This is a genomic window from Flavobacterium frigidarium DSM 17623, from assembly GCF_000425505.1.
In the GTDB taxonomy this organism is placed as follows: domain Bacteria; phylum Bacteroidota; class Bacteroidia; order Flavobacteriales; family Flavobacteriaceae; genus Flavobacterium; species Flavobacterium frigidarium.
Genome location: NZ_AUDO01000011.1, coordinates 19250 through 38116, shown reverse-complemented (window position 1 = coordinate 38116; position 18867 = coordinate 19250). Strand labels below are relative to the sequence as shown.

The window sequence follows — 18867 nt, the reverse complement described above, 5'->3', positions numbered from 1 at the left end:
TTAAAAAAGTATTCCGTGCTAGCACTCTTAGAATGACAAATTAATTATCATTTTAAAAGCACCACACGGAATAATAATAAATCATAGCAAATTATTTTCTACTGTTTTCTAGCTTTCTTTGATCAATACGATCTTGTGCAATTTTAAGTGCAGCATGATGAGTAGTGATGTTATTTGCAACAGCATAATCCAAAATTTCTAAAGTCGTGTTGTAAATATTCTCAGTTTTTGTCATAATCTCAGCTTTACCATAATGCTCTAACTCAGCATAAACATTGATGATTCCACCTGCATTAATTAAAAAATCAGGTGCATATAAAATACCACGTTCTTGTAATCTAGCTCCGTGAATATCTTCGTTTGCTAATTGATTGTTTGCCGCTCCAGCGATAACCTTAGCCTTAATTTTATCAATTGTAACATCATTGATCGTTGCTCCCATTGCACATGGCGCATAAATATCTACATCAGCAGTATATAAATCGGCTCCCGTGTATATTGTTGCACCATATTTATTTCCTACTTCGTATAATTTTTCCTCATTGATATCAGCAATTATTACAACAGCACCTTCTTTTGTCAAATATTCTACTAGAGTCTCCCCTACGTGTCCTATTCCTTGAACTAATATTCTTTTTCCAGCAAGTGAGTCTGATCCAAATTTATGTTTTGCAGCAGCTTTCATTCCCATGTAAACTCCGTAAGCAGTAACAGGAGAAGGATTTCCTGAACCACCTCTTTCTTCAGAGATTCCTGTTACATAAGGAGTAACATCTCTCACAATATCCATATCTTTAGTTTCCATTCCTACATCTTCTGCAGTAATGTAACGCCCGCTCAATCCGTGAACAAATTCACCAAACTTGCGCATTAATTCAGGTGTCTTTTTAGTCTTAGCATCACCGATAATTACCGCTTTACCTCCACCGATATTTAATCCTGTGATTGCTGCCTTATAAGTCATCCCGCGAGACAATCTTAAGACGTCGTTTAACGCCTCCCATTCATTAGCATAATCAAACATTCGAGTACCTCCTAAAGCTGGCCCCATAACTGAATTATGAATACCAATAATTGCTTTTAAACCCGTATCTTTGTCGTTGCAAAATACAATTTGTTCGTGATCATTAAATGATAATTGTCCAAAAACTGGATCCATTTTTTGAAGGTCCTTTCCAGTTGCAAAAGTTGCATCCATATAGCTTTATTTTAAAGTGATATTATTATGAATTTGTCAAAAAGACAAATCAAAATTACACAAAATATGCATATCTTTCATTTTTTTATGATAAAAATGCATTTACACTAAGAAAAGTAGCTTTTTTAATAAATTAAAAATTGCAATTCCATAAAGGATTGCACAATAAAACATCAATTTCAATAGAGAATTTCACAAAAAAATGAAAGAACTAAGTTATTTAAATAAATATTTTGTAAAATATAAATACAGCTTTTCACTAGGAATTATATTTACAATCATTGCTCAAATATTCATGCTTTTCACTCCTAAATTGATTAGCCAATCTTTTAAGGTTATTGAGGAGTTTTCAAAAGACACATCTGTATCTTCTACAGTCATTAGAGAAGAGTTAATTTCGAATGTACTATTAATTGTGGCCACTACTATTGTAGCTGGATTACTAACGTTTTTAATGAGACAAACACTTATTGTGATGTCTCGTCATATCGAATTTGATTTAAAAAATGAAGTTTTTAGACAATATGAAAATTTAAGTCAAAACTTCTACAAACAAAGCCGAACAGGAGATTTAATGAATCGCATTAGTGAAGACGTCTCAAAGGTTAGAATGTATGTAGGTCCTGCAGTCATGTATAGTATTAATACAATTATACGTTTTGCAATTGTAATTATATACATGTACAATGTATCTCCGCGATTAACTGCTTATACGTTGTTGCCCCTGCCACTGTTGTCTTATGGTATTTTTAAATTAAGCACCGAAATCAATAAGCGAAGTACTATTTTTCAGCAATACCTTTCTAAAGTCTCTAGTTTTTCGCAGGAGATATTCTCAGGTTTGCGCGTAATTAAAGCTTATTCCTTAGAGCAGCAACATAGCAACAATATGGTTAATCTTGCTAACGAAAGTAAAAGTAAGAGTTTGAACCTAGCAAAAGTGCAATCACTTTTTGGTCCATTAATGATGGCGCTTATTGGAATTAGTAACTTGGTAGTTATTTATTTTGGAGGATTAATGTATATCGATGGAACCATTCAAAGCATTGGTACAATCGCCGAATTCATTTTATATGTAAACATGCTTACTTGGCCAGTAGCTTCGTTGGGATGGGTATCATCCATGGTTCAAGAGGCTGAGGCTTCTCAAAAAAGATTGAATGAGTTCTTGAAAATCCAACCTGAAATTCAGAACAACACTACAGAACGCTCCATAATTGAAGGTGCAATCTCATTTAATGACGTAAGCTTTACCTATGCAGATACTAATATTACCGCATTAAAAAACATTTCATTTACAGTTCAAAAAGGAGAGACTCTCGCCATATTAGGGAAAACTGGTTCTGGAAAATCAAGTATCTTATCTTTAATTTCGAGACTTTACGATGTAACTGATGGCGTAATCAATATCGACGGCAAAAGCATACAAAGCTTGAATTTAAATGATTTACGTAATAACATTGGTATCGTTCCTCAAGACGCTTTCTTATTTTCTGATTCGATAAAGAATAATATAAAATTTGGTAAAGAAGACGCTACAGATGAGGAAGTAATGAATGCTGCGAAAAGCGCTGTGGTACACAATAATATCATGGGTTTCAATAAAAAATACGACACCGTACTTGGTGAACGTGGAATTACCCTATCAGGAGGACAAAAACAACGTGTATCTATCGCAAGAGCAATTATTAAAAACCCTCCTATATTACTATTTGATGACTGCTTATCAGCAGTAGATACAGAAACAGAAGAGACTATTTTAAATAATTTATTCGAAATTTGTAAAGACAAAACAACGATAATTGTAAGCCACCGTGTTTCTTCCGCAAAGAATGCAAACAAAATTATTATTCTAGAGGATGGAAAAATTATCCAACAAGGAGCTCATAATCAATTACTAAATGAAGAGGGCTATTATGCTTCCCTATATCTTAAGCAACTTTCAGAAAAAGAATTGCCTTAATTGTTGTATAATACATTAATTTTTATGATTTTTGGTTACTACTTAACAACCATTAATTGAGAGAACGGATTATGAGAGAAAATGACATATTAGAAAAAGAAGAAATTTTTTCTAAGGTTTTACGTGCAGGAAGAAGAACCTACTTTTTTGATGTAAGAGCGACAAAAGCTGATGATTACTACATCACAATTACTGAGAGTAAAAAATTCACTGAAGAGGATGGCTCTTTTCACTTTAAAAAACATAAAATATATTTATATAAGGAGGATTTCGCCTCATTTTCAGAAATACTAAATGACATGACTTCTTACGTTTTAAATCACAAAGGGGAAGAAGTAATATCAGAAAGACACCAAAAGGATTTTAAAAAAGAATACGTACTTGAAAAAGTAGAGATGGAAGAAGCTATACCAAGCGTATCAAGCTTCACCGACATAGATTTTGATGATATCTAAAATTAATTGATACTAAAACGCATTTTAAAGTCCAGAGACCTAACGGTTTTTAGGGCTTTTTAGTTTAAATGACATTTGAAATTTTAATCGAAAAAAACATGAAAGAAATTTTTGAAAAAAACTTAGAAAAATACAGCGAGTTAATAGTTCCGTGGCTACTTACAAGTGGCGTAAAAATTATTTTTATTACTATCGCAACATTTATAATTCACAAAATACTTGCTAAATTTATAGCTAGAGCAGTTAAAATAGCTGTAAGACCTGATCACTTTGGTTCTCCTGAAGCAGAGGAAAAAAGAGAGAATACATTAATTCAAATTTTTACCACAACGGCTCAAATCGCACTAATCATTATGGCTACCTTAATGATTTTACAGGAATTTGGTATTGAGATTGCTCCTATTCTAGCTGCCGCCGGTATTGTTGGTCTGGCCTTTGGATTTGGTGGGCAATATTTAATACGTGACGTTATTAGCGGTTTGTTTATTATTCTTGAAAATCAGTATCGCATAGGAGACGTTGTTAGTTTTGACAATGCTAGTGGTGCTGTGCAGGAAATTAGCCTGCGCAAAACAACGCTTAGAGATATGGATGGTACTGTACACCACATTCCTCACGGAGAGATTAAAAAAGTATCTAACTTATCTAAGGATTTCTCTAGAATAAATTTAGATATGGGTGTAAGTTATAATTCCAATTTAGAACATGTAATTACGGTCATTAACAAAGTTGGAAACGATTTAGCTGCTGATCCACAATGGCAAACGGTGATTCTCGCACCACCTTTATTCTTAAGAGTAAATGAATTTGCTGACTCAGCTATAATGATGAAAATTTTAGGCGAAACACTACCAAGTAAACAATGGGAAGTAACCGGAGAACTTCGTAAACGTCTCAAAGCTGCTTTTGACAAAGAAGGAATCGAAATCCCTTTCCCTCAAATGGTAGTACATCAGCCTCAGCCTATTGAAGCTGAAAAATAATTAACAATCACACATTATTTTGAATGCCTGAAAACTCAGTTTTTCAGGCATTTTTTTTATCAGCAATTTATTAAATCAACATGTACTTCGTCAAGGAGAATTTTGATTATATAGTAGCAGTGAAATAACTGGTTTTATGCATTACCACCGCTGCCTGCATATCGCTATTTATATATTGTTTTTACAGAATCGTGTTCAAGAAAAGATTAATTGAATACTTGAACCTTTAGCATAACTCCTGCTACTATCAACATAGCGCTGGTTTACTTTTCTTTCTAATAATAGGTATATTTTTAATTGAAGAATAAAACGACATGTTATATTTATAAACTGAATCAGTATATGGAAGTTGAGCATTATTTAATGATATTTGAAACCAATTGTAAGCAGCAGATTGTAACTTGCTTCAATCATTACTTTTCTAACTCTATAAATTCCACTAAATAATATAGATTACAACTAAATCACAATTCTTTTCGTTACAAATAATACCATAACCTATAGCTATTAAAATAGAAGTTTGTAACCTCATCAAGTAGCAAAACAATTAGAAACAAATTTAAAACTAGAATCAAACCTAAAAACTATTATGACAAACAAAATTATTTACTGGACTGCTACGATATTATTATGTTTATTAATGCTCATGTCTGCTGGAATGTACCTTTTTAATACTACCATGGTCGAAGGAATCTTCAAAAGTTTAGGCTACCCTACTTATATCATTTACCCTCTAGCTTTCGCCAAAATTTTAGGTGTCTTGGCAATTTTGATTAAAAAATCCACATTTTTAAAAGAACTAGCTTATGCCGGTTTCTTTTTTGATTTTGTACTAGCTTTTAGTGCGCACATTAATGTTAAAGATGGCGGCCACTTAACTGCTTTGATAGCAATAATATTAGTTATCATTTCCTATATTTATGATAAAAAAGTTTTTAAAAACCTCTAAATGAAATCATCAATTGTATCTGTGAAATGGCTTGCTAATAATTTACAAGACCCAACGTTGATTATTCTTGATGCAAGTCAGCAAGTTAATCAGGCAAAGGTAGCTTCACAATTTCAAGATGTTCAAATTAAAGACGCTCGATATTTTGACATTAAGAATGACTTTAGTGATATAACAAATCCTTTACCAAATACGCTTCCTACTGCGCACATATTTACAGCAGCAGCACAAAAACTCGGAATAAACAGCGATAGTAAGATCGTAATTTATGACAGCTTAGGAATTTATTCTAGTCCGCGAGCTTGGTGGTTATTCACCATCATGGGACATGAAAATGTGTGGGTTCTTGATGGCGGCCTTCCCGCTTACGCAAAAGAGAATCTACCATTAGAACCTACAGCAAAAAGAGTCTATGCACACGGGAATTTTGAAGCTCATTTCAATCCCGAAACCGTTAGAACTAAAGAACAAGTTCTAGAAAACATCCAAACGAAGGAAGCGATATTAATTGATGCGTGTTCTAACGATCGCTTTACTGGAGAAACTGAAGAACCAAGAGAAGGATTGCGTAGTGGTCATATTCCGGGATCAAGTAACATTCCATATCCCAATGTGCTTCGTGACGGTCACTTTTTGACTGAAGAAGAATTGGTTAAAGTATTACCGCAACACAACAAACCAATATATTTTAGTTGTGGTTCAGGCGTTACAGCTTGTATTGTCTTGATGGCTTATGAAATTGTTGCCAACAATAATCCAAAAGCCATATATGACGGTTCCTGGACCGAATGGGGACAAATTGCAAGCCTACCTATTGAATAGAGCTACGAAAGTCAACTAAATTTATATCTTTATATGCTACTTACAAACGACTAATTCTATCTGAATCACTTTGGCGAAAGCCAGAAAATAACTTACCCTATTCGCAATCCGTTTTCTATTTTAAAATCTGGCGCTAGCAAAACAACATCGCCGTTGTCTCCAACGGCACCCAGAATGAGACACTCACTCATAAACTTGCCTATTTGCTTTTTAGGAAAGTTAACAACTGCTACGATTTGACGGTTTAATAAATCTGATTTTAAGTAACGTTTTGTAATTTGAGCAGATGTTTTTCGAATGCCTATATCAGCTCCAAAATCAATTGTCAGTTGGTATGCTGGTTTTCTAGCCTCTGGAAAATCATCTACTGCTAAAATAGTACCTACTCGCATTGCTACTTTTTCGAATTCTTGCCAACTCAAATTATTTTCCATCTCGACTTCTTTATGTATTACAACTAAAAATAATCATTTTAACTTAAAAGCAATCTGTTTTTAGTAACTTTAAGGTTCAAATATAAATACAGTACAATGGCTAGAACCACCTCAAATATGCTTCCGTTAGGAACAAAAGCACCTGAATTCTTCTTGAATGACCGCACCTCTGAAACAGGATGGTTCTCTTTTGCCGATTTAAAAGGTGAAAAAGGTACACTTGTTTTATTTATTTGTAATCATTGTCCATTTGTACATCATGTCATTGAAGAAGTGATTATGATTGCCAATGATTATCGTGTACAAGGATTGGGAATTATTGCAATATCCAGTAATGACGTGGTTAATTTTCCGCAAGATTCTCCAGCTTTAATGACGGAATATGCCTTTGAAAATGATTTTGAATTCCCCTATTTATATGATGAGTCTCAAGATGTAGCAAGAGCTTACCAAGCCGCTTGTACTCCTGATTTCTTTTTATTTGACAACCAAGACAAATTAGTTTACCGAGGCCAACTTGATGATAGTCGCCCCGGAAACGGAATTCCATTAAGTGGTAGCGATCTAAGAGGCGCCATCGATAGCGTAGTATACAATCGCACCTTAAATGAAGAGCAAAAACCAAGCATTGGTTGTGGTATTAAATGGAAATAAAAGGCATTCAAATTAGGATAAAAGATAAAAAGCGTCTCAAAAATTAATTTTGAGACGCTTTTATTTATTTAAACAACATTTTATTTTTTTCTAAATGGCAAAGCCAGATTTGGATAATCACTTATTAACCCATCAACTCCTATTTCTAATAATTCTTGCATTTCAGGTGCAGTATTCACTGTCCATGGAATCACTTTTACATTTTTAGTATGTATGGTTTTCACCTCATCTGCGTTCAGCAAAACATAATACGGACTATAAATTGTCGGCGTAAATCCCAAAAGCTCAATGTTTTTTTCAAAGTTATTTTCGAAAGTTAAGTATGACAGTGTAAATTCGGGATACTTTGAATGAATGTACTGTAATACTCGTATATCAAAACTTTGAATCACTACCCTCTCCTTCGGTACATTTTGTTCAATTTCACGTACTAATAAATCTGAAAACTCGGCAACACTTGGTTGAAACCCTTTTTCTTCATCTTCAATCGTACTCTTGATTTCGATATTGTACAAAATAGTAGGGTTTGCCTTTTCAGCCATTTTAAAAACAGTAGACAGCAGCGGTTTGCTTATTTTCTCTTTTTTCTGCTCTGGAAATAAAGTGTTCCCCAAACTTCCGACATCATAGGTTTGCAAATCAGCAACGTCATGCTGGTAAATATTATAGGCTAGCGCGTCTTGTTCACCAACTTGCTTTCCCGATTTATCAAGAGTAATTTTAGCGTTAAGCCAAGGTTCGTGAGAGACGATGAGTTGTTTATCTTTGGTCACAACCACATCAAGTTCTAGCGTATTTACATTTAACTCTAGTGCTTTTTTAAAAGCGGCTATAGTGTTTTCTGGTGCTAATCCTCTTGCTCCGCGATGTCCTTGCAATTCAAAATCATAGGTTTTCATGACGTTATTTTTAGTAACTGCATTAGTAGTATTTACCACTTTTTGACTACAACTAGTTGCAATAACTGCTGTAGCAATTAGAATGATTTTTTTCATCTTCTATAAATTTAAACCGTCTAAAAACTGTACCGTTTCATTGTACACTGATTTATAATCTTTTGATCTTAGATCTGAAGCTATAACGTGATTTCCAGATTCAGGAAAAGCAAATTTCTTTTTTTCATCTGTCGCAGTACCTAATTCTTCATACATTTTTAATATTGCAGGAACAGAGACCACTTGATCTTGCTCTTTCTCATTTTTATAATAATAGCCTACAAAGACAGGACAATCTACCTTTTTAAAAGTTTCTTTGGTCATGTTATCTTTAAGCATTTTAATTAAAGAAACATACCCATTTACATGATATGAGGTGCTCCAATATTTTGCTTCATCAGCAGCTCGTTTTTGTTTTTGGATTTCGCCACCATTCATTTTCACAAAGCCCTCTTTACCTTCTTTTGTTAATATAGCTGTCATTTGAGGATTTATTAAATCAATAAAAGGCGAGTATAAAACTAAGGCTGCAATATCTTTATCTGCTGCAGCTAACGTCAAGCTCAACGTTCCGCCTGTCGATGTACTTACAACTACCACTTTATTACCTAGTCGTTTTCCTATCGCTACCGCCTCTCTTGCAGAGGCAATATAATTTTCGGGAGTTAGGTATTCAAAACCATTTTCGCGCTCGATTCCGTGTTCCTTCAATCGCGATAAATATACATTGGCGTGGTATTTTTTGGCAAGCAGGCTCATTACGGGCTCGCCCTCTCTGCTACTTGCCCCAAATCCATGTAGGTAAACAAATGCTACTTCCGTTTTTTTATAATTTTTGGCATCAGCCCACAGGATCTTTGCCTCATTATCAGGTTTTACACCTTGGACTTTTGCCTCGCTTAGAGCGATAATGCGATCCATATTTGATAGTTTTTCATTGGGAGCAATCTCTTGACTTTGAGCCATTGTACTACACAAACTTACAAAAGCATAGGCTAATAAATATTTTTTCATTCTATTTTATTATTGAGTTTAGACTTTAATTATTCGAAAATAATACTTTAAAATTTGGCCGATGCTTGCACTCCAAATAATCTTGGCACACCCGCAATAAATGTTGGAATTCCAAAAGCACCACCTGTGTTTCCAGCATCTACAATGTATTTTTTATCGAATATATTGTTCATGTAAAAATTAAGTTCGTACTTTTTATTAATAATTAATCCTACTCTCGAATTCATGATTCCGTAACCTGCTTGCGAAATGTTAGGTAAATTTGTCTCTTCAAAAAACACCTTTGATTTATAAGTGTAAGAAGGTCTAAAAAAGATGTCTGTGCTTTTATTAATCGCCGCAGATAAATCTAATCCCGCTGAAACAGAATGTTTAGGCGTTAATCTAAACGTGTTTCCAGCCAGAGCTTGAGGATTTCCATTGGCATCAGTATTATCAAATGCAGCATCGATGTACCCATAATTTGCAAAAAAACTAGCATGTCTTGATAAAGCATATTGAAAAGCTGCTTCAAAACCAAAAGATGACGCGTTCCCGCTATCCTCTGTAGTCGATTGAAAAACACCATCAACAAATTTGGTTACACTGGTTTGAAAATTCGAATAATTATAAATATACGCATTAACATCAAATTGCAAGCTATTGTTCAAGAACAAAGATTTAGCTCCTACTTCATAAGACCATACAATTTCATTAGCTAAAATATTTGTATTTGCGGCAGTAATATTAATTACGTTAGGGCGACGGCCTCTAGATGTCGTACCAAAAAGTGTCACGTTATCATTAACCATATAATTTACAGCAAACCTCCCCACTACAGATAGAAAATTCTTGTTAGCCTCGATACGCGCACCATTAGTTCCTACAAAAAGATTATTGGGATAAGCTCCTGTCAAATAGCCTACATTAGAAGGTGCTGCAGCATCATCAACTTGGTATCCTGCATTACTGTTTTCCCAAGTTCCTCTCAAACCAGCGGTCACAGATATTTTTGAAGTTAAATCATAAGACGCATCTGCAAAGAGATCTCCTGAAGCATTTTTAGAGTAATTGGTATTTCCTTCAAAATTGCTTGCGCTGAGAGGAAGGCCGGCAGCGGGACCAAAAGTTGCCGGATCGTTTGGAATATTTGGTAAAAATTGCGGTATCCCGTTTACTACAAAATTAGCAGGACTTAATAGTAGCATCGCAAAACTTTGTTCGTTTAATTCCCAAGGAACGTATTGCTTTCCCTTTTCGGCAAAGAAATTACCCCCAAAGAAACCTCTAAATTTAGAATTGTTATCAAAATTGAAACGCAACTCTTGACTAAACTGTTTTCCTTCGGCTATTTCTTTAAAAAACAATGCTGGTGCAGCAGTTCCATCGGCATCAAAGGCTTCGTCAGAATTAAAATCTCTGTATGCTGTGGTGCTCGTTAAATCCCAGTTAGCATTAATATTGTGTTTTACAATCGCGGTTATTCCTTTCACCGATCTATCTACACCTAATTCATTTCCTCTTTCTAGATCAGCAAAACTATTTGGACTCAAATCTCCTCCTAGTGGCGCATAGCTTCCACTTTTAAAGGAAGTTCCTGGAGGTGTGTCTTTTTGCCAGTTTGCAATTACGTCAATTTTAGTTTTATTCGAAAAAATATATTTCAAAGCCGTTCTAAAAGCTAGCGTTTGTTTACCGTTTAAATCTCCTCCCGAACGATTTTCGATATAGCCATCTCTACCATTATAAATACCAGCAGCTCTAATAAATAATTTATCCTTCACCAATGGTGTATTAAAATAAGCTGTTGTTAAAACCTGATTGTAATTTCCGTAACCCACTTTTACTGATCCAGAAGTTTCATTTTTGGCTTTATTTTGAATGATATGCATCGCACCAATCTGGGCACCACGACCAAACAATGTTCCTTGTGGTCCTTTAAGTACTTCTACTCTTTCGACATCAAATAATTCTACAACAGAACCTCTTGATTTGCTAATAGAAACACCATCTTGAAATATTGATACACGCGGTTCTACTCGAGAATCCCCGCTATCACTTGTAATACCTCTAATAACAACGCCTGGATTATTGACACTTTGAATTTGCACTTGAAAACCAGGAACAAAATCAGATAGCGCATCATACTCATATGTTCCCTGCTTTGTTATAAAATCGCTACCATAAGAAGTCATCGCGATAGGCACATCTTTGTTTTTCTGTTCGCGTTTTTGAGCGGTAACAACTATACCTTCTAACATCGACGGAATCTCCTCTAACATAAAAGCGGCGGTATTTTGTCCAGATGCAACTGTAATATTTTGCTCCAGCGGGAAATAATTTTTATAAGTAACCGACAAATTATACTCTCTAGGTTCTAAATTCTCGATGCTGAATCGGCCCTCTTCATTTGAAGTTGTTTTTATCGCTGAACCTACGATTATAATTGTGGCTCCTTTAACTAATTTTCCTTGATCTGTTTTGACCGTTCCTGATAAAACTGCATTATTTTGAGCGTTCATTGTAAAGGCAAATAATAGTCCTATTACTGTAAAGAGATGCTTGAAGTTCATCGTTGTTGATACTGTTTAGATTAATAATTTAATTGCTCCAAAAGTATTTTTTATTGATCGAATGTAAATTAAGTCCGTATTACGGTACCATTAATAAAGTTGCCATTTGCCTAACAGTTTAACCCGTGCTTAACAATTCCCTAAAACTCATACTGATTTGCACTATTTACAGCATAAAAAAACGCCTCAAAATAAATTTTGAAGCGTTCTAATTTTATACTTTATTTTATTTCTTAAATCTGATTATCTCCACAAGTGAAAACTACTAAGATTTAAAAGTGGAATTATTTAACGTCCATTAATTCAACGTCAAAAATCAAAGTAGCGTTTGGTGGAATAACTCCTCCTGCACCAGCTGGTCCGTATCCTAAATCAGAAGGAATAACAAAACGTGCTTTGTCTCCTACTTTTAATAAAGCGATACCTTCATCCCATCCTTCGATTACTTGTCCTTGCCCTAATTTGAATTCGATTGGTTTTTTTCTTGGGTAAGAAGAATCAAAAACTTTTCCAGACTCTAAAGATCCTTCATAGTGTACAGCAACTGTTTTACCAGCTTCTGCTTGTTTTCCATCACCTCTTTGGATGAATTGGTAACGCAATCCGCTTTCTGTTTTTTCAAAACCTGCTGCTAATGTTTCCATTTTTGCTTCAGATTCTGCTTTTAAAGCTGCTTGCTTTTTCAAACGAGCTCCTTTTAAACCTACAAAAGCTTCGATAGCATTCCATTTTTGAGCTTCTTCACCTACTCTTACAATTTCAAGAGAGTCTAATTTGTCTCCTTGTGCAACTGCATCAACAACATCTTGTCCTTCGATAACGTGACCAAAAACAGTATGTTTCCCGTCTAACCATGAAGTTGGTACATGAGTGATGTAAAATTGAGAACCATTAGTCCCAGGTCCTGAATTAGCCATTGCTAAAATACCTGGTTTGTCATGTTTTAAACTTGGGTGAAATTCATCGTCAAATTTGTATCCAGGATCTCCAGTTCCAGTTCCTTGAGGACATCCTCCTTGAATCATAAAATCAGGAATAACTCTATGAAAATTTAAACCATCATAGAATTTTTGTCCTTGAGGTTTTACTTTATTTTCCATGTTACCTTCTGCAAGAGCAACAAAGTTACCTACAGTTCCTGGTGTTAATTCATGCTCTAATTTTACTAAAATCGTACCTTTTGCAGTATTAAATTTAGCATATATTCCGTTTTCCATCTTTATTTATTTTTATTGAATTGCAAATTTACAAATTAATTTTTTATCCTTTAACACTTTCGATACGTTTTGCCTTTGATTTGTACGTGTACGCATAGACTCCAAGAGCTAGCGCTGATAATAGCAAACAACCCAAAGTCACAGCATGCCATCCCCCATATTGCCACAAAAAGAGTCCGTATGCTGATCCAGCGGCAGTTCCTAAAAAACTAAAGGACATAAATACTGTATTCATTCTATTTCTAGCCTCTGGAAGTATCGAGTAAACACGGGTTTGATTAGAAATGTGTACTCCTTGCAAACCAATGTCGATCAATACTATCCCTATAACAATCCCCACAACACTTGCTCCTGAGAAGTAAAAAACACCGAAACTCAAAGCAATTAGCATACAGCCATAACCAACAGCTACTCTTGAACTCCCTTTGTCTCCTAATTTACCAACTAATGGTGCGGCCAATGCTCCTGAAGCTCCTACAATACCAAATAATCCAATGGTTGCGCTATTGAAATTGAAAGGATCAGTTGAGAGCAACAATACCATGGTAGTCCAGAATGCTCCAAACTGAGCAAAACTAAATACATTGATTAACGTTGCTTCACGTAGTAACGGCTGCTCTTTTATAAGTGTAAATAGCGAACTAATTAATTGCCCATACGATCCATTGAAAACGGGTTTGTTGTATGGAAATTGTTTTTTTATAATGAAAAATAAAAGCAAACATAGTCCTGAAGCAATCCAGAACATAGCGCGCCATCCGAGTACATCACCTATAAAACCGCTTAATGTTCTTGATAGCAATATCCCTACGAGGAGTCCGCTCATGATGGTTCCCACAACTTTCCCTCTCTCTTCGGGTGCGCTTAATGCTGCTGCTAATGGTAAAATAAGTTGTGGTACGATTGATGTGATTCCTATTAAAAGTGACGCAATTTCTAAAATCAAATAACTCTGAGCTGTTGCTGCAATAATTAATGCAATAACAGATGCAAAAGTCGTGTAGAGGATTTGGCTTTTTCGTTCTAGCTTGTCTCCAAGTGGTACCATAAAAAATAAACCAATGGCGTATCCGGCTTGTGTGAGGTAAGTGATTGTCCCAGCATCAGCATGGGGTATTTTAAATTCGTCTGCTATTAATACTATTAACGGCTGGCAGTAATATAAGTTGGCTACAATTAAACCTGTAGCCGCTGCCATAAATAAGACATTCTTTTTTGATAAATTCATCGCGCAAAAATACGTTGTAGTGGTAAAATAATATTTTTATAATCCTTGTCATTAATTTGTGTTTGCTTAAGAAAACAAAACACCCTCAAAAGTGAATTACTCCTGAGGGTATTTATTATTATTAAAAACGAATCTTATTTTTTAATTGCATCTAGTGCTGCAAATATATCCTTAGCTTCGGCTCTATTTCTATACTCAGCATCTAAGAAAGTATACACAATCGTTCCATCTTGATCGATTACATAAGTAGCTGCAAGAGGCAACTCATCAGACTCATCACCATTGAAACCGTGTAAATCAAATCCGTTTTGGTATGACTCAGCAACTGCATCTGTTAGTTTAAAAACGATTCCGTAATCCTTAGCTACTTTGTTTCCAACATCACTTAAAACTTCAAATTCTAATTGGTGTTTTTCAGCAGTAGACATAGATTTGTCTGGTAATTCAGGTGTTAAAGCTAAAAGGCTTGCTCCCTTTAAGTGAATTGTAGGCAATTGCTCTTGTAAATAATGTAATGTCATGTTACAGTAAGGGCACCAGCCACCACGGTACCAAGTTAAGACTACTGGTCCTTTTTTAAGGTATTCGCTTAGTTCTACTTCTTTACCAGTTGCATTAGTTAGTGTAAAATTTGGCGCCTTGTCATCATTCTTTTTTGCGTTAGACACTACGTTTTGACGTGTTACATCTGCGATACCTTCTGCGTATATTTCTTTTATTTGCTCAGGTGCTTTTGCTTCCCAAGTATTTTTAGCTTCATCTAATGTTGCCTGTAATCCTGTATTTTTATTTTCTGTGCTCATAATTTTTATTTTAATTGTTAAACAAAGGTAAGCGTATCCTATTTTCTAAATTTGCCTAAAAAGCTTCTTTTGTTGGCAAATTTCCCTGAAAACATTTTCCAAGCCCATCTTTTATTATTTTTCTAAGAATGCAGTTAATGGAGTAATAAATTTATCAAAACTCTCGATGTGTGGCATGTGACCAATGTTTGGTATTTCGACCAATTTAGCATTTGGTATTTTCTTTTGCGTCTCTTTACCTAGATTAGCATATAATCCCATTGTAGCTTGCACTTCTTTTGAAACTAATGGTTTTCCTAAAGCTGTTCTATCTCTAGTTCCAATAATTAGTAAAGTAGGTGCTTTTATATTTTGGAATTCATAGACTACAGGTTGTGTAAATATCATGTCGTATGTTAAAGCTGCGTTCCAAGCTATTCTTTCGAAGTCAGAATTTAAAGTCCAACCTGCTAATAAATTTACCCATTCGTCATATTCTGGTTTCCACTTTCCGTCGTAGTAACTGTCTAATTGGTATTTTTTAATTCGATCATAACTTTGTGTTAGTTCGTTTTTATACCACCAATCTACTTTTTGATACGGCACTTTTAGTTTCCAGTCCTCTAAGCCAATGGGATTTTCCAGAATCAATTTTTCAGTCGTTTCAGGATACATAAGTGCAAAACGTGTTGCTACCATTCCACCCATTGAATGTCCTAGAACTGCTATTTTTTTGATTCCTAACGTATCTAAAATTTGCTTAGTATTCTCGGCTAGTTGCTGGAATGTGTACTGAAAATTATCTGGTTTATCTGATTTTCCAAAACCAATTTGGTCAGGAACCACCACTCTAAAACCTTTTTTAGTCAAGGCATCGATAGTTGTTTTCCAGTAAGCTCCATTAAAGTTTTTACCATGTAATAAAAGAACGCTTTTACCATTGAAGTTCTCAGGTTTCACATCCATATATTCCATTTTAAGTTCCTGTTTTTGCACTTTTAAAGTGATAAAATGTACAGGATATGGATATTCATAGTTGGTTAAATTAATATCTAACCATTTCAATTGGTCTTTCTGCGCAAATGAAGTTGCAGTTATAAAAAAGAGGAGGAATAGTTGTTTTAATTTCATATTAGCTGTTGTTACAATTGTGATTGTAAATTTAAGTAGAAAGAATTCGTCTAAACAGACTTTAGGAAAACTTTACAATTTAGTTACCTTGGATCTTCTCAAGAAATGTAGGTTCTAGCCCAGATTGCAGCGACATCCTTTTATTGCTGTCTTTAAGCAAGAAAAGATAGAGTGAAAAGCTGGAAATTGCTCCTAAAAAGTTTACATAAAAAAAATGGCATCCTTGATGAATGCCATTTAGTTCTTGTTTTGTATTGACTATTTATCTGTTAAACCTGCGTTTCTCAAATAAGGTTCGATTTCCATTTTATGACCAATAAGTTCTTCAAAAGCTTTGTTTAAATCTACACTATTACCAACAGATAAAATGTATTTTCTAAATCTCTCAGAGTTCTCTCTAGTCAAACCACCATTTGCTTTCATCCAGTCATAAACGTTATAATCTAAAGTTTTTGACCAAGTGTAAGCATAATATCCTGCCGAATATCCACCTGAGAAGATATGCGCAAAATAAGGAGAATGGTATCTTGTAGGCACCTCATTTACTAGTAAACCATATTTTTCAAGAGCTTCTTTTTCAAAAACTAACGTTGGTTTAAAATCAGCTTCATTTTCAACACTATGCCAAGCCATATCTAAAGTAGCTGCAGCCAAAAGTTCTGTTACGTGATACCCGCTATTGAAAGATTCTGCTTTTTTAATTTTATCGATTAAATCTTGAGGAATTACTTCCTTAGTTTTATAATGTAATGCATAGTTTTTCAACACTTCAGGATCTAAAGCTGCGTGCTCATTGATTTGAGACGGAAATTCGACAAAATCACGTGGCACAGAAGTACCTGAAAGACTTGCGTAATTTTGATTAGCAAACAAACCGTGTAAAGTGTGTCCGAATTCATGAAACATTGTTGTTACATTATCAAAACTAATCAAAGAAGGATTTCCGTCAACTGGTTTAGAAAAGTTGTAAACGTTTACAATAACTGGTTTTTGTTTCAAGTAATGAGATTGTTTCACAAGGCTGTTCATCCAAGCTCCACCTTTTTTATTATCTCTAGTGTAGAAATCTAAATAGTAAATTGCCATAGATTTTCCGTCATTATCGAATACCTCGTAAGCAACAACATCTGGGTGGTAAACTGGTAAATCTGTACGTTGTTTAAAAGTGATTCCGTACATTTTTTTTGCAGCAAAGAATACTCCTTTTTCAAGCACTGTAGTTAGTTCGAAATACGGTTTTACTTGGCTCTCGTCTAAATCGTATTTTGCTTTACGAACCTGCTCAGAGTAAAAATCCCAATCCCAAGGCTCTAATTTGAAACCTCCGTTTTGAGCATCGATTAAATCCTGAATCTCTTTTGCTTCTACCTTAGCTTTTGCAACTGCAGGTGCAGCAATTTCAGCCAATAAATTCATCGCTCTCTCTGGAGTTTGAGCCATTTGATCTTGTTGTTTCCACTCGGCAAAATTCTTTTTACCCATCAATTTGGCTTTTTGCAAACGCAATTTTGCCATTTGCTCTAAAACCTCACGGCTATCGCCATCATCATTTTTCTCAGCACGTGTCCAAGATGATTTAAAGATTTTTTCTCTAGAAGCTCTGTTTGTCAAATTTTGTAATATAGGTTGCTGTGTTGTATTTTGTAATACGATTAAGTATTTTCCGTCGTGACCTTCTTCTGTCGCTTTTAATTTGGCAGCAGCAAGTTCACTTGCACTCAATCCATCTAGATCTGAAGCATTGTCGAATAAAACCGCTCCATTTTTACGAGCAGTCAATAATTTATCACCAAAAGAAGTACTTAGAGTAGCAAGTTCTCCATTGATTTTTTTCATTTTCTCTTTATCAGCATCTGATAAATTTGCTCCTGCAAGTTCAAAATCTTGAATATAACTTTCGGTCAATTTTTTATCCTCACCTTTAAGTGAATTCAAATCGATTGATTTAAATCGTTTGTACAATTTACTATTCAAATACATTTTATCGCTATGCGCTGAGAAAATTGGTGCATATTCTGCTTGCAAAGCTTGTAATGTTGGATTTGTGTTTGAGCTCGTTAGGTTGTAAAACATCCCTGTTGCTCTTTTTAAATCTTCACCAGATGTTTCAAGTGCTAAAACAGTATTTTGGAAAGTAGGTTTTGCAGCATTGTTTGCAATAGCCAATATCTCTTTATCTTGAACAGCAAGTCCATATTCAAAAGCAGGTTTAAAATGCTCGTCTTTAATCAAGTTAAAGCTAGGTGCTTGATATTGCAAAGCACTTTTTTGTAGTAAAGGATTAGTCATTTTCACAGCTTTATTTTGAGCACTAACCGTCTGTACAGAGGATGCCAGTACAAGCATAGAGCCCGCTAATATTAAATTAGAAAAAATCTTCATAGTTTGAGTTTAATTTATTTTCGATCATAAAAGTAATCAAAAAAAATGGGAGAAGGAGATTTGACAAGGGTTAAAGTTCTAAAATTAACAGCTTTATTGAACCAATTATTAGCTAGAAACTGCTCAAAAAAATAGTGCTATATTTGTCCAAATCTAAATTGAGAAACA

16 protein-coding genes are annotated in these 18867 nt (G+C 34.7%); 6 read left to right on the top strand and 10 right to left on the bottom strand.

Features of this window, described 5'->3' with window-relative positions; all coding sequences use genetic code 11:
- Positions 1-91: 91 nt before the first annotated feature.
- Positions 92-1198 carry a Glu/Leu/Phe/Val family dehydrogenase gene (locus H603_RS0108220; protein ID WP_026708135.1) on the bottom strand — a complete coding sequence of 369 codons (1107 nt, stop codon included), beginning with the start codon at positions 1196-1198 and terminating at the stop codon, positions 92-94.
- A 202-nt stretch (positions 1199-1400) separates the two neighbouring features.
- Between H603_RS0108220 and H603_RS0108215 the strand changes: the two genes are divergently transcribed.
- From H603_RS0108215 to H603_RS0108195, 5 genes are all read left to right on the top strand, one after another.
- A complete protein-coding gene (locus H603_RS0108215; protein ID WP_026708134.1) occupies positions 1401-3161 on the top strand; it encodes an ABC transporter ATP-binding protein in 1761 nt (586 codons plus the stop codon).
- 71 nt (positions 3162-3232) lie between these two features.
- Positions 3233-3616, top strand: a complete 384-nt coding sequence (locus H603_RS0108210) for a PUR family DNA/RNA-binding protein (protein WP_026708133.1) — start codon at positions 3233-3235, stop codon at positions 3614-3616.
- A 98-nt stretch (positions 3617-3714) separates the two neighbouring features.
- Complete coding sequence (locus tag H603_RS0108205) at positions 3715-4599, top strand: mechanosensitive ion channel family protein (RefSeq protein ID WP_026708132.1); 885 nt, start codon at positions 3715-3717, stop codon at positions 4597-4599.
- 589 nt (positions 4600-5188) lie between these two features.
- Positions 5189-5548, top strand: coding sequence for a DoxX family protein (locus H603_RS0108200; RefSeq protein ID WP_035675716.1), 360 nt, complete (start codon positions 5189-5191; stop codon positions 5546-5548).
- Positions 5549-6370, top strand: coding sequence for a sulfurtransferase (locus H603_RS0108195; RefSeq protein ID WP_026708130.1), 822 nt, complete (start codon positions 5549-5551; stop codon positions 6368-6370). It begins immediately after the preceding gene.
- Positions 6371-6462: 92 nt separating this feature from the next.
- Here the strand turns inward: H603_RS0108195 and H603_RS0108190 are convergent, their stop codons facing one another.
- Positions 6463-6804 (bottom strand): tRNA-binding protein, encoded by a 342-nt coding sequence (locus tag H603_RS0108190; protein WP_026708129.1) that lies wholly within the window; start codon positions 6802-6804, stop codon positions 6463-6465.
- A gap of 96 nt (positions 6805-6900) precedes the next feature.
- Between H603_RS0108190 and H603_RS0108185 the strand changes: the two genes are divergently transcribed.
- Positions 6901-7458, top strand: a complete 558-nt coding sequence (locus H603_RS0108185) for a thioredoxin family protein (RefSeq protein ID WP_026708128.1) — start codon at positions 6901-6903, stop codon at positions 7456-7458.
- A gap of 80 nt (positions 7459-7538) precedes the next feature.
- Here the strand turns inward: H603_RS0108185 and H603_RS0108180 are convergent, their stop codons facing one another.
- The 8 genes from H603_RS0108180 to H603_RS0108145 all read right to left on the bottom strand — a co-directional run bounded on the left by H603_RS0108180 (position 7539) and on the right by H603_RS0108145 (position 18699).
- Complete coding sequence (locus H603_RS0108180) at positions 7539-8453, bottom strand: glycerophosphodiester phosphodiesterase family protein (protein WP_026708127.1); 915 nt, start codon at positions 8451-8453, stop codon at positions 7539-7541.
- Between the two features lie 3 nt (positions 8454-8456).
- Entirely contained in the window at positions 8457-9407 is a 951-nt protein-coding gene (locus H603_RS0108175; protein ID WP_026708126.1) for an alpha/beta hydrolase, read from the bottom strand.
- 47 nt (positions 9408-9454) lie between these two features.
- Entirely contained in the window at positions 9455-11959 is a 2505-nt protein-coding gene (locus H603_RS0108170; RefSeq protein ID WP_026708125.1) for a TonB-dependent receptor, read from the bottom strand.
- A gap of 284 nt (positions 11960-12243) precedes the next feature.
- Entirely contained in the window at positions 12244-13176 is a 933-nt protein-coding gene (locus tag H603_RS0108165) for a peptidylprolyl isomerase (protein ID WP_026708124.1), read from the bottom strand.
- 43 nt (positions 13177-13219) lie between these two features.
- Positions 13220-14404: an MFS transporter gene (locus tag H603_RS0108160; protein ID WP_026708123.1), complete on the bottom strand. Its 1185-nt coding sequence runs from the start codon at positions 14402-14404 to the stop codon at positions 13220-13222.
- Between the two features lie 134 nt (positions 14405-14538).
- Complete coding sequence (locus H603_RS0108155; RefSeq protein ID WP_026708122.1) at positions 14539-15207, bottom strand: peroxiredoxin-like family protein; 669 nt, start codon at positions 15205-15207, stop codon at positions 14539-14541.
- Between the two features lie 114 nt (positions 15208-15321).
- On the bottom strand, positions 15322-16317 hold the full coding sequence (locus tag H603_RS0108150) for an alpha/beta fold hydrolase (RefSeq protein ID WP_026708121.1): 996 nt from the start codon (positions 16315-16317) through the stop codon (positions 15322-15324).
- Positions 16318-16575: 258 nt separating this feature from the next.
- Positions 16576-18699, bottom strand: coding sequence for a M3 family metallopeptidase (locus H603_RS0108145; RefSeq protein WP_026708120.1), 2124 nt, complete (start codon positions 18697-18699; stop codon positions 16576-16578).
- Positions 18700-18867 lie beyond the last annotated feature (168 nt).